Here is a 15,222-nt window from a genome sequence, read left to right as displayed (position 1 = left end):
TAAAAATTAAGTTAAAATTCACTAAAACGTTATAGTTTTCTTTGAAGTTTTTATCCTTAATTAACAAAAAAAAGTATCTTCGCAAACGTTTTTAGACTATTTGATTTAACAACAATTTTGTCAGATAGATTTCTAACATTCAAACTATTAACTTTTATAACATAACAATGAAGAAAATTATTTTATCCTTGATTGCTGCCATTATGCTTGTTCCAACGAGTGTTAAAGCTGACGAAGGAATGTGGTTTTTGATGTTTATCGAAAGATTGAACCACAGAGACATGCAAAAAATGGGCTTGCAATTGACAGCCGAAGAAATTTACAGTATCAACAATCACAGTCTGAAAGATGCAATCGTACAATTCAACGGTGGTTGTACTGCAGAAATCATTTCTAAAGACGGTTTGGTCTTAACCAATCACCACTGTGGTTATGATGCCATTGCGGAATTATCTACTGCTGAGAAAAACTTGTTGAAAGACGGTTTTTGGGCAGAAAGTAGAAAAGCGGAAATTAAACCGGCAAGTTTGTTTGTTCGTTTCTTCGTAAGAATGGATGACTGTACCAAGCGTATTTTGGCAGTTGTAACTCCGGGAATGAGCGAAGCTGACAGAGAGAAAGCCATTAATGCTGAAATCGCTAAAATTGAAAAAGAAAACAATGCCGGTGGAAAATACACGGTTTCTGTTCGACCTTTTTTCCAAGGTAATGAATATTACTATTTTGTTTACCAAGATTATAAAGACGTTCGTTTAGTAGGAACACCACCTGAAAGTTTAGGAAAATTTGGTGGTGATACTGATAATTGGGAATGGCCACGTCATACTGCCGATTTCTCTATGTTTAGAGTTTATGCTGATAAAGACGGAAATCCGGCTGACTATTCAGAAAATAATGTACCGTTACAACCAAAACATTATTTACCAGTGAATATCAGCGGTGTAAAAGAAAATGATTTTGCTATGATTTTAGGTTATCCTGGTAGAACAAACCGATGGATGCCGGCTAGCGGAATTGAGCAAAATGTAAAATTTGCTTATCCTGCTTGGGTTGAAGGTGCCAAAACCGGAATGGACAACATGAAAAAATACATGGACCAAAGTGATGCTTTGAACTTGGTTTATGCTTCAAAATATGCTTCAACAGCCAACTACTGGAAAAACCGTCAAGGGATGATTGATGCTTTGACTAAATTTGGTACCGCCAAAACGAAAGCAGCTCAAGAGGCAAAGTTTGATAAATGGGCTAACAAACCAGCGAATAAAGCTAAGTATGGAAACGTTGTATCAAATATTAATAAGTTTTATGCATTGACCAACGAAAAGTCAAGACACGATAATTATTTAACCCAATTGTTTAGAACAACTTCTTTCGGAACAATAGGAAGAACTTTAGGAAGACAATTAGATACTTATGTCAAAGCGGATGCCGCCAAACGCGCTCAAATGGCACCTGCTCTTGAGGAAATGGCAACGGAAATGTATAAAGAATTGCACATACCGGCAGAAAGAGATTTATTAGCAGCACAATTGAAAGTATATGCTACCAAATCAACAGGATATGCCATTGCACCTTCTGTTAAAAAGATTGGTGACGAAAACAATAATGACTTTACTAAATATGTAAATGCAGCTTTCGACATGAGTATTTTTACCTCTTTGGACAGAATCAAAGCTTTCTTGGTTATTCCAAGTCAAGGTGCTTTAGAAAACGATCCGTTGTATGTGCTTTCTAATGATATGATTACTCATTTCAACTCAAAATCAGACGAAATTACTAAAGCACAAAATGATTACAGTGCTTCATTCCGTTTGTTGGTAGAAGGTTTGAGAGAATCAAAAATTGGTTCCATCAAATATCCGGATGCCAACTCCACCTTGCGTTTGACTTATGGAAAAGTACGTTCGTTACCTGCTGACAAACGAAATGATGCTAAAATCAACAACTACACTACGCTTGATGGTCAAGTTAAGAAATACAAAAAAGGGGATCAAGAATTTGATCTACCGGTTAAAGTATTGGAAATGAACAAAGCTAAAAACTACGGTAGGTTTGCTGATAAAGACGGAAGTCTTCACGTGAATTTCCTGACAGATAATGATATCACCGGAGGAAATTCAGGTTCGCCAGTATTGAACGGTAAAGGTGAGTTAATCGGTTTGGCATTCGATGGAAACATTGAAGCAATGGCCGGTGATGTTATCTTTGATAGTAAATTACAAAGAACTATTAATGTTGATATTCGTTACGTTTTATGGGTAATTGAGAATTTCTCAGGTGCTAAGCATATCGTAGACGAAATGACTTTGGTAAAATAATTCCATCTTAGTTTATAAAAAAAAACGTCCCGAGTAATTGGGACGTTTTTTTTATGGAGTTAAATAAGTGTTTTTAATGAATCAATTTCTTTTTAACTACCACATCATTTTCGAGTGTTATTTCAGCTATATAAATTCCGTTAGGATAGCTGAAATTATCTGAAAGTTGTTTCGAAGCATTCGCCAAATTGTATTGGTTGATCAACTTACCTGAGACATCATAGATTTTTATCGTTTGGATAAATTCATTCGATTTCACTTTAATAGTGTTGTTGGAAATCGTTGCAAAAGTATTGCTGTTATCCGGATGGTTCACCTCTAAGGCATTGGTAACATAAACTATTTCGAATCGATTTTCAAAAGTTCCTGCTATAGCATTAAAGGTGTAAGGGCTTTGCTTAATATTGTGGTCAATAGAAAGAAGATTGTCTCTTAAATAAATGGTTTGGTCGCCCAGGAATAAGCCGTCTAATTCATCTACAGCTATCGAATAAATTCCCGGATTAGTTACCTTATATCCCAAAGGCACTACATCATTTTCATTAAATGGCAGGCCTCTTCCTTGAATAGCTAATTTCTTATCGTTCAATATAGAATACAAGTTTACTTCATTATTTGTAAAGCAAACTCCGTCATAATAGGTGTCAAGGCCATTGGTGGCTTCTGCTTTGTAGTTGACCATCATTTGTCGGAATGTTGTATCACTGTAGATATTTAGCCAAATTCTATTATTTCCTGAGTTGGTTTCTGAATCTGTTATAGTGTTGTTTAATCCTCTAAAAAATTGGTTGTTATTATTCGTTAAACGCATGTTATTATTAAAGGTAATATTGCCATCGCCATAAAGTTGAGCAAAGAAACCTTGACCAGCCGCAATTTTCCCGGTTGGTTTCAAACTTACATTTGAAGGGTCTGTTGATGGAGCGGTTCCAACACCACCGGAAAGGTTCCAACTGCCGTAATCCAAAACATTGTAGGGTCCAAAACCGTTGTATAGTGTTACCGATGTCCAAAAGAATAAAGTTCCTCCTAACTCTGAGTTGTTTTCAGGAAGGCTTGTTGGCGATATACCATATTTTAAAAACTTCTCACCATCAAGGGCACTAGGATAAGGGTTTGAAAGCAAGACTGTATTGCCCGGAACAGTTGAACTACCGTCAAAACTATCCACCGGAACAGTAATTACGCCATTTCCGGGAGTGCCTTCAAAAACAAAATCTATGGTTCCGGTTCCTGAACTAAATGGGGCTATATTACTAACGCGAGTTATAAAACCTTGACCCGGTGAAACACTGGACAAACTCATCCAAGCACCATCTGAAGTGCCGGATTGCCATCTGTATTTTAAATCAAATTGACTTGGAATTTGGCCAAAAATATTTTCTGCTACCGGTGTACCCCAATAAACATAACCCCAACGTGTCATTGGCCTTGTTGTTCGTGTCATTTTTATAAATCCATTATTGATGGCAGCATCATTAATTTGAATTAAACTAGCACTATTTTTAAGGTCAAATAGTCCTCCGGATTTCACTATTACTTCATCGGTTATAGTGATATTATTGTTGGTATTAACGGTTAAAATTCCGCCGCTTTTTACATTGATATTTTTGCCAAAAGCATCGTAATTTGTTCCGGAAATGATGGGGTTGAAGGTAGTATCAGGGATGATAATACAACTGTTGGCGTCGGGAACTCCGTTTGGTTTCCAATTGGCTGCATTTTCCCATTGGGTTTCTGAGCCAACTTCACCGCCTTGCCACACTTTAGATTTGTTGGTTACAGTGATGACTTGTGAGGTAATGCAACCATTGTCTAAAACGGCATTAGCCGTAAAACTAAAACTAGAAAGTTCTAATTGCGCTAAGGTTGGCTTTACATAAATAACGGGTGCAGTTGTTAAAGGATCATAGGCAATGGTACATGCAGCATCTGTAAATGCAGGAATTGTTGTTGTCCAATTTAGGTTTACATTAGGTCTGTTACCAAATAATTGAATGTCATCTACTGCAATACCATCACACCAATTGTTGTTGTAATATCTTACTCTTACTTTTAATTGACTTACTCCAACATAAGAAGATAAATCATATGTTAAAGTTTCAAATTTTGTTCCGATGCCCACATCTTCAGTAAAGCGTTTTATTTCTATCCAACTCGCACCATTGTTTGTAGAAACATCAATAGTTACATATTCATCAGCTAAAAATGCTCCATCGACAAAATATCTGGAGTAAAATAGTCTAAGACTTAATGTTAAACTGGTAAAGTTTATCGTGCTTACAGTTGCTGAAGCAATTTGATTTTGTACATAAGGGATAGCATTGGCAAAATCTGAAGTAGCCATTGCAAATCCGTTACCGTTTATGCCGGAGGAAACTGCAGGATACCAGGTGTTTACTCCTGAAATGGCTACGGGAATATAAGTGCTGGTTCTATTTTGCCATTGGGTATCAAGATTTCGAACACTTGAAGTAATGTTTGTGTTGGTAAATGTGCCTAATCCTGAGTCAAATGTTTCATCAATTAGATGGACTTCTTCTACATCACCGGAAGCTGATAATTCAACTCCAACATCTTCACCACAAGAAGTTGGATTAGCCGGTAAAAAAGTAACCGTTGGTATAGGACTAATAGTTGCTGTTACTGCTGTTCTTGTTAGCGATTCACAACCATTGTATGCTGTAACATAGTAAGTTGTTGTGGTGGATATTGATGGAGTAGTCCAAGTTCCTGTTGGTGTAGTGGCAACAAGTGTTGATCCGGTTGGAGTGGAATACCATCTAAATTCAGTTACAGCTGGAACCACTATTGAACTGGTGGCTTCTAGATTAACAGTGCCCGGACCGCAAGATTTTCCATCGGTGATAGTATTTATGGCAGCATTGCAACTAGCTACTACAGTAAATAAATAATCTTCAGTTTCGCCTCCGTTAACAAGGTTGCCACATGGGGTAAATGTTGTTGATCCTCCGCCTCCATTGAGGTCTACTCGGATACGGATTCTGTAATTTCCTAAAGCTTGACCCGGAGGAATAATAAAACCAAAGGTGGTTGAGCCTGTTGAAATGGTTCCTGAGTTATATACTATTTCTGTTGTATTGTCAAAAGTTCCATCTTTGTTCCAATCAACCCATGCTTTTGTAAATGAAGAAAAGAGTGCTTGGATACTCACATTGACACCTTCACCTTGGGCTTGTCGAGATAAATTGGTCAAAGTGGTAAAATCTTGATAGCCTAAAGGAGCGGATGAAAATGTAGAATAGTTAGAAACATCGTTTAATGTTCCGATAAAACTTACCTCAGTTAAATAATTATCATCCTCTCTGCCGGTAGTTACAGATGGAATACAATAATTAGAGGTTATGGTGGAGATAGATCCATTTAAAGGAGTTGTTGTATTGTATGTCGGTCCACCGGTACAAGCCGAATTATAAGCAAAAACAAAGATGTAATAGGTTGTAGTAGTTGTTAATCCCGAGGCTAAAAAAGTAACATTGGAATCATTGTCAATTACCGTATTTCCGACACCGACAGTTCCTCCGACAGTATAGGATGTTCCATTTACCGGAGTTGGAGTTGTGCCGGTAGTATTGATAACAACCAAATAATTATTAGGAGCCGGACTTGGAGCGGTGAAACTACCATTTATTGTAGTTCCGGTAGAGTTAAGTATTAGTGCCGTAGGTTGTGTAAACGGAGCAATACATACAATGGGGTCAATTATGGTAATAGTATAATCCTCTGTTTCACCGAAAGTTCCTGCCATGGTACAACTTGATGTTGAAGAAACATTTGTTTGTCTGCCATATCTAATTCTCATTCTGGTGGTCCCTAATGTAGCGCCAGCAGGTATTGCAACGGCAATAGTATTGATTGAATTAGCAATTACGCCATTTCCAAAAGTGAAATATTCGGCCGCATCAAAAACTTGGTTTTGGTTAAAATCAATCCATGCAGCCAATCCGTGCTTTTTATTTCCAATTCCGGTACCAACACTTAAATTATAGGTGTTTCCTCGAGTAACAGTTGTTGTTTGCGTCCCCGTTGGAGGGTAATTGGTATAGCCAGCTGAAGAACAAGTTGTATTGTTAACCAAGGTATTCAAAGTTACATTGGCAATATAGTCTCCATTGGTTGTACAGTTTAAGTTTCCGGTAGGAATACAATAATTTGTAGATAATGTAGTAGTGTTTCCGCTCAGCGGAGATGTATTTAGAAATAACGGTCCGCCAATACATGATGAGTTAAAGGAGAAAATAAAGAAATAGTATTGAGTACTAATAGTTAATCCTGTTGCCGTAAACGTAGTATCGCTGTCAATATCGACAACAGTATTTCCTGCTCCGACTGTTCCTCCAATAGTATATGAAGTTCCATTTACGGGAGTTGGAATTGTGCCGGTTGTATTTACAATGATTAAGTAATTATTGGGTGCCGGAGAAGCGGCGGTAAACGTACCTAAAATTGAGGTTCCACCTGGCGTTAAAATCAAATTAGTAGCTTGAACTGAAGGTGTTGTACAAGGTAAAATGTCTTGAACATTAATTTTGTAATCTTGAGCATCCGTCAAAGTGTTTGTGTTACATGGAGCTGCTGCGCCTTCTGCATTAAAAGCCAATTCGACTCTTAGTCTAGACAAATCTACCACAGCGGTTCCCGGAACAGTGAAAGTATTAGAAAGAGTAACACTTTGTGCTGCAGCAACTGTTGATATGGTTGATAGAACTGTTTCTGTGGCAACGTCAAAAACACCGTTTAAATTCCAATCAATCCAAGCAGAGATGTTTTTTTGTGAGGTTGTTTGATTCCAAATAGTAACACTTATCGTATAAGAATTGGATTGGATTAAATTAGTAGAAACACTTGGATAATAGTCGATATAACCATTCCAAGCAGTGTTGTTCTGATTTATAGTATTGAGGGTAACATTGCTAATATATGAGGTTGCCGGAGTGTTTCCTCCAACAGTACAATAAGTCAAACAACTAGAACCAAAAGAAGTTGTAATAATAACATCATCAAATGAACTAGCACAAGAACCATTTGAAATAGTCCATCTTAATGTAGCCGATGTTCCTAGAACTAGTCCGGTTACTGTAGAAGTTGGAGAGCTAGGAGTTGTTATTGATGCCGTACCCGATATTACTGACCAACTTCCCGTTCCAATGCCGGGTGTGTTTCCAGATAGTGTTGTTGAAGTCGAACAGGCACTCAGATTTTGGTCGGTTCCGGCTAAAGCTGTTGAAGGTGCGGTTCCGGTCACAGATGTCAAAGTGTTTGTAACTGTTGTACCGTTTATTAATCCGTTTATAGTGCCATGAGTAACTCCCGTTCTGGAGGTGTTTCTTGTGATATTTCCTGTACTTGCGGTATTTGTGGCTCTTACTTGGATACCACTTATTGTCATAGTATCTCCCTTGTTGGTATTTCCAACAGTGTAAGTTATGGATATGGTGTTGGCAGTAACAGATATAGCTGCAGCAGTAATATTATTGCCGGCAGCATAAGTGACGGTTCCGGTTCCGGCCAAGAATTCAAAGTTTGTTGGAGCAACCAAATCGATAACAACATTAGTTCCGGTAGCAAAATTTCCATTGGCAGTTTCAGTGATTACAATGTTTCCTAAAGAGTTGTAACTTGAGGGATATCCTGAACAAACACTTATGGATAAGTTGGGTTTAGTAATTGTGACTTGTGAAAAAGCGGTATGACTAGCGATTAATATAAGAAGTGAGAAAAGTATTTTTTTTATTTCAAAGTATCTTGTCAAACAAGCATTGTTTAGGGTTTTGTAATTGTTTTTCATAAACTAGTTCATTTTTCATTTAACAATTTAATTTTTATAATCAAATATAAGAAATTAGAGCATTAATTTCTTATTATTAAACAAATATGTTAGTAAATCCTTATGTTTTTAACAATTTTAATTTATTGAAAGTATTTATACTATTAATCTGTTATTTTTTAAATAATTATTTGATTTTGAGTTATTTTGCTGATAATTTGCAAAAAAATAAAAACACTTTATAAGGCACTTTTATTTTTTTGCAAACTTTTTAGTTTATAAATTATTTTTTAATGATTTTTTGACTAAATGTTCTTCCGAAATCAGAAGTTATTTTAACAATATAAGTTCCGCTGGCAATATTAGATATAGGTATTTTTAAATCTTGTTGGTTCCTGTTTTCAATAGAATAGGTTGCTATTTGTTGTCCTAAAAGATTAAATAAGGTCACCGATTTTAAAGTAGTATTTATATCAGTGTTTCTAATATTCAAACTGCTATCGGCATTAGTGAAATAAATAATAGGATTAACTTTTATTGGGTCATTTACACCTAAAGTCTGCCCGGAGAAACGCAATGAAAATCGGTTATCATATTCTCCAATCGGGAGTGAAATAGCAAATTCACTATTTCTGATATTATGATCTAATCCGGTTTCATTATCGTGAATGTAAATATTAGTTGATTCTGAAATATTTTCTAAACCGGCAATTTTTATGGTTGTTAATCCTTCAACAGAAGTTCTAATTCCCAAAGGAATAATTTGATCTGAATTAAAATGAGGAACGGCTTGAATAGTATTTTTTGAATTGCTGATATTCCAATATAAATCATCGGTATTCAAATCAATCATCGGAGCATCATATCCAATATCAAAAGAGTTGGTCGAATTTTCATCAACACCTACTAAGATTTGTCGGTATAATTGATTAGGAGATTCAAACAAGAGTCTGATTTTTTGTCTTTCATCATTAACAGTGTCTACAGCATCAGAGTCATTTTGAGTTCTGAAAAACTGTGAATCTACTGCGGATTCCACTTTAAAAACTCGTTGACTATTTTTGAAAGTAATAGTTCCACCGGTAATAGGTGTACTCAAACCGGGATTGTTAGTAGTTAAATCTGTGGTTGGACCTGTTCCAATAAAGAATCCTTGCGCTACAGGAATGTATCTTTTAGGCGTTTTTGTTCCATTGCTTCCATTGTTAGCAGTCAAAGGATCATTCGATAAAGCAACAACACCACCCATCAAAGTGTATGTGGCATAACCACCAACATACTGTCCTAAAATATGAGTTTGTCCCCCAAAGTGATCCCAAAAATAAAGTGCGCCATTAAAAATATTTGTCGCAGCTCTTCCTGCACCATCTTTAATGTTGTCTTTGATAAATTCGTCAGCATCTAAGGCTGATGGATAAGGGTTTCCAACTAGATAAGACTGATTTAAACTAATATTTAAACCTATAGTACCGTTGTTTGGTTTACCTACAAATACATAATTTTGTTCAGCAGTTACAACACCTGTTCCGGTTACACCTTTCATAGTAAAACCTTCCGCAGGATTTACGGTTCCTGTACTTCCAATATGTTGCCAACCTGCATATACAGTGCTTACACTTGTAAATTTGTACATCCATCCGGTACTTAAATTGGCCGGAAAAGTTAAGGCGCCATCAGCGAAATTAACATCGGCTCCAAAGTTTAATGCACTTGGGTTAAATGGATTTGTCGCAACATCAGAACCATCTCTTAAAACACCGCCAATTGAATAGTTAATACCATTTGTAGTAACAGGTGATGACCAATAATTGTAATGGTAACTGCTTTGGGTTCCTTGTTGGTCTTTTAAAATTTTTCCGATTCCGCTTGAAGGATTGGCAGTAGCGCCATTTTGAATTAATTGCGCTTCACCTGTTAAACGCAAATCACCGCTTAGTAATGACAGATGATTGGCAACAGTCAATTCAAAATTAGTAACCAAATTAATTCCTCTGGCACTATTTGAATTGTTGAGTGTTAAATTATAAAAAGTTTCATTTGTTTTTATACCGGTATTGATGGTTTGAACTTGATTGGCTATTGCGCTGTTGAAAGTTACGGTTCCCATTCCCGGGGTAAACGTTCCACTGTTTCTCCAATCTCTACTCACGTATAAGTCTGAGTTGGTAGCCATTGTTAGTGATGCTGCATTGGCTATGATAACATCTTGTGCTCTGGCAATATTACTATACAAAGCGGCAAAGCTGGAGGTTGAAGGATCAATCAGCGGCATTCTAACAGCACCGGCCGGAATTTGAGCATTAATAGTAGCCGAAGGCATTCCTCCAGCCCAATTTTTACAATCAAACCAATCTGTACTAACTGCTCCGGTCCATAAACCAGGTGTGCCATTTAAAACGGTTACTACTGCCGAGCCTGAAATATCTGAAGGAGTAGCTGTACATCTGGAGTCACTCACAGCCGTGATGGTAAAAGTTCTGTTGGCAGTTAGTCCATTAACATTAAAAACATATGGATTAGTAGTAATATTATTAACAGTAGTAGTTGTTGAACCATTGCTATACGTAATACTCCATGGTGCTGAACCTGTTAAAGCTACACTAAAAGTTGCCGGATTGCCTAGACAAATGGTTTGAGACGGGCCAATGTTAGCAGTAGGTCTCGGGTTTACATTTACAGTAATATAAGTTGTTCCTTCAGGGCCATAACTTGTACAACCATTTAAATAGGAAGTAACAGCATAAGTGGTTGTAACTGTTGGTGTCACAGTTGCCGTTGCCGTTGTGCTTATCACTTGGCCTGTAATAGAATCTACCCATTGTGTAGTTAAATTAGCAGGAGATTCAGGGATTAAAATATTATCAATAGCCCATGAACTGTTTGTTGTGCCATTGTAAACAAATCGAACTCTTAAATTTGGTTGACCTATATAATTGCTTAAATCTATTGTTTGATTTGGAAAAGCATTGTACGGACTTCTGGTACTTGGACCTGTGAAAGATGCTAAAACTATCGAATAGGTTGTTCCGCCGTCTAATGATAATTCGACAGAAACTGAAGCTCCGGCTTGCAAATTAAAGGCATGATTAAAGCTGATATTGGCAGTAGTCAATCCATAAGTATTGAAAATCGGTGTTTGCATTATCGAATTGAAATTTCCGTTGGCAATGGCAAACTTTCCAATCGAGGTATAATTGATGCCTGAATAAGTTCCGCCATTAGTTGCACTTAATCTAAATGGACCAATAGTAGTATTACTTCCTCCGGCATTTAAACAATTTCCACAACCATCAACCAACCAATTGTCAGGATTGGCATTACTAAAAGTACCACCTTCAGCTATATAGGAACTCGTAGCGAATCCGCTTTCAGAATATAATACTGACGAACCGCCGACACAAATTGTTTGAGGAGTTGCTGTTACTGGAGTAGGTCTGATATTCGGAATTACATCCACTAAAGCAATGAAAGAATAAGCCAAATTACAAGCATTACCATTTTGAATGATTGCTCTGAAGAATGTGGTTTGAGTAATATTACTATAACTTAGCGATGAAGTGGTATTGGCTATTGTGGTCCACGTAGTTCCTCCATTAGTAGTGGATTGCCATCCCACGATATTTCCGGTATGACCCGATAAATAAACCATTCCCGAACCAAAGTGACAAACAGTGGTTGTTCTTACTACAGGAGTAACATTAGGTAAGGAAATCGAAGCAGTACCGCCTACAGAAGGGACATTTAATATAACGGTTGAGGTTATAGGCTCGCCTATGCATCCGTTTGTGGAAGTTGGCGTGAAGGTATAAACAACTGTTTGTGCCGAAGTGGTGTTATTAGTTAAAATTTGTGACAATGAAAATGTGTTTCCCACAGTTATTGTCCCGGAAGTTCCATTTGTTGGTCCGAATACATTGATAGTATTGTCTCTTGTCCAACTGTAAGTCACTGCTTGACTATTAGTATTAGAAACAATAATAGGCGAAAATAAAACATCAGAACAAGCAGTTTGATTGGATTGATTTACAGCGCTTTCTGGTTTTGGATTAACCGTCACTATTACCTCGAAAGGTGTTCCTATGCAAGTAGCTGTCTCAGGAGTGATGGTGTAAGTAGCAGTTTGAGCTATATTAGTTGGGTTATTCAAAGTTTGACTAAATGAAGCTAATCCGTTTTCGGAAGTTGCCCCTGTAATGCCACCGGTTACAATTGGATTTCCCCAAGAGTAAGTAGTTCCCGTAGGCACAATGTTAAGACCTGCATGAGTTGGAGTAATAGTAACTGTTCCATCGGTACAGATAGCTGTTGAAATATCTTGGATTGAAGCACTTGGTTTAACAGTTATTGTAACAGTAAATGAAGCACCGTCACAGTTTGGTGATGTCCCGGATTTGGGAGTTACAGTGTAAGTGGCTGTTTGATTAACGTTTGTTGGATTGCTTAAAGTTCCGTTTATAGAAGCTTGCTGACCAATGGATGCCTGTCCGCCTAACATTCCTCCGGTTACAATCGGTGCCGACCACGAATAAGTTGTATTTGCAGGTACAATTGTCCCAGAATTTGGCACACCATCAATTGGAGTTAAAGTAAATGCAACACCATTACAAACGGTTAACGTTTGTGCCGGAATAAATGCTTTTGGACTAACAATGATTTCAGCATTGTTCGAAGTGTCTCCTGTTGAACATCCGTTACTCACTACACAATAGTAATCTGTTCCTGCATCACTTAATGAAATAGGATTGATGGTCAAGGAAGCACTATTGGCACCTGAAATAGTGCCACCATTGTTTAATGAATTTGATCCTTTGAACCATTGGTATAATAAACTTCCGCCGGTAGCCGTTACTGAAAGATTTACGGAACCACTTTCACAAATATTTTGAGACAATTGAGGTTGGGTAGCTATGGCAGCACTTTGATTGATGTTTAAAGTAGCGTTTGCAGATGAAACAGCACTACAAGGACTTGTTCCGCTTACCAGACAATAATAATCTGTTCCTGCATCAGCACTCACTAATGAACTCAAAGTTAAAGTATCCGTTGTTGCTCCCAATATAATAGCACTATCTACTAAAGCTGTTGCTCCTTTATACCATTGGTAGGTCAAGCCGGCTCCGGTTGCAACCACAGAAAATGTTGCAGTGTCACCAGTACAAAGTGTTTGTGAAGTTGTTGGTTGAGTACTTATTATTACGTTTTCGATAACGATTATTTCCGCATTATTTGAAGAAACGCTTGGTGTACAAGTTCCACTTACTACACAATAGTAATCTGTACTTGCTTGTCCCAAGTTAATTGGGTTTATGGTCAAAGTTGCCGTTGTAGCTCCTGAAATTGAACCGCCATTTGACAACGGATTAATCCCATTATACCATTGAAAAGTCAAACCTGCACCTGAAGCTCCAACACTTAAACTAACAGCACTTCCTGAACAAACCGTTTGAGTAGCAAGCGGATGTGAAGTTACAGTTGGCAAAGCCAATACTGAAAGAGTCGTGGTTGTACTGCTACAAGTAGTTGTATTATTAGTGAAGGTAAAAGTTACATTACCGACTGCAACACTATTTACTAATCCTGTATTATCAATTGTGGCTTTACTCAAGTCGTTACTAATCCAAGTTCCGCCTGTGTTTGGAGATAATTGCGTTGTATTTCCTAAACAAACACTACTTGGTGTTGATACAACCGGTAAAGCATTAACAGTTACTGTTGTATTCACGCTGTTAGTACAACCATTTCCATCGGTATAAGTATAGGTAATTAAAGAAGTTCCGGCTGCAATTCCACTTACCACACCATTAGAAGCGTTTATAGTTGCAATTGAAGTTGAAGCGCTAGACCAAGTTCCACCGGCTGTTGTGTTTGATAAAGTTGTAGTCGAACCAATACATACGGATGTATTACCAGTGATAGCTGTTAAAATTGGTAATGGGTTTACAATAAAATTGGCAGCACTTGTTGCACTTCCTTGAGGTGTTGTTAATGCGATAGTACCCGTTGTAGCTCCAATTGGTAAAGTAGCGGTTACTTGCGAATTGTTGTTTTGTATAAAAGTAGCACTCACTCCATTAAAACTTACGGCAGAAGTGGCAGCAATATAATTTCCTGTAATCACAACCGAGGCATTAGAATTTGTACAGGCACTAGCTGGTGAAAAACCAATCGTAGTGTAATGAACAGTAATTCTTATATAATCTACAGTTGCAGTCAAGCTATTGTTTGCATTTATAGAAAGTACGGCTCCAAAATTGGTCGCATTAATCTCAGCCGGAGTCCAAGTTGTTCCCCATGTGTCAGTTGCAGAACCATAAGTAGCCACGGCTAATGAAGTTGTGTAAGCCGTTGTAGTTGCTTTATCGTTACCAACAATTACACCTCCTTTTACTAAGTAAACGTCATTGTCTCTGGTAATTCTGCCACCATTAATGGCACTAGTACTTCTTCGGATGTTCACTACTATTCCATTGATGATGGCGCCTGTTGGTATGGAAAACCCATAATTACTACCTAAAAGATAATCGGTATTTCCTGCACCACCTAAAGTAGCTGAAGCATAATTAGCGTCTGCAGTATTAGTAATGTTTCCTGAATTTGTCCAATCAATATTGGCACCTGCTATAAATGTACCTGAACTTGGATTGTTTGGACCAGCGGTTTGAGCTGATGTAGATTGGCTTCCTACAAGTAAAAGCATAACTAGAAGTAGGATATATTTTTTTGAAAAAAATAATTCTAGTGAAAATCTATTCTCTGTTTGCATGTAGTTTTTTTTCATAGGGCGATGAATTTTAAACTCCGTTAATATTATAACAAATTTAAAGTACCCATTTTCAGATGGTTATCTTTTTAGTTATACTACCTTAAAAGTCGACAAACTACAGTTTTTGACCATTTTCGAGTTCTTTTTTATGGGGAAATAACAAGGAAAACGGATTGTAAGTGGTTTAAAAACAGTATTTTATATAGTATTTCAGTTGCTTTTTATCGTTGATTTTTGCTGTTAGTGGATAGTTTTGCCTAACAGATTGTCGATTGTTGGTAAGCAATGGTTTTTAATAAGCTATACTTTCTTCAAAAGTGTTAATTCAAATCAGACCAATATTAAAAATACCT

General features: G+C 37.2%; 3 protein-coding genes. 1 reads left to right on the top strand and 2 read right to left on the bottom strand.

Going from position 1 to position 15,222, the window contains the following annotated elements; all coding sequences use genetic code 11:
• Positions 1-167: 167 nt before the first annotated feature.
• Complete coding sequence (locus ICG50_RS11530; protein WP_187661051.1) at positions 168-2,318, top strand: S46 family peptidase; 2,151 nt, start codon at positions 168-170, stop codon at positions 2,316-2,318.
• A gap of 73 nt (positions 2,319-2,391) precedes the next feature.
• Here ICG50_RS11530 and ICG50_RS11525 read toward each other — a convergent pair whose 3' ends face one another.
• Positions 2,392-8,127, bottom strand: coding sequence for a GEVED domain-containing protein (locus ICG50_RS11525; RefSeq protein ID WP_187661050.1), 5,736 nt, complete (start codon positions 8,125-8,127; stop codon positions 2,392-2,394).
• A 262-nt stretch (positions 8,128-8,389) separates the two neighbouring features.
• Complete coding sequence (locus tag ICG50_RS11520) at positions 8,390-14,803, bottom strand: PKD-like domain-containing protein (protein ID WP_187661049.1); 6,414 nt, start codon at positions 14,801-14,803, stop codon at positions 8,390-8,392.
• Positions 14,804-15,222: the final 419 nt, after the last annotated feature.

The organism is Flavobacterium buctense (genome assembly GCF_014486695.1).
Taxonomy (GTDB): Bacteria; Bacteroidota; Bacteroidia; order Flavobacteriales; family Flavobacteriaceae; genus Flavobacterium; species Flavobacterium buctense.
This window is presented reverse-complemented; position numbering and strand designations above follow the sequence as displayed.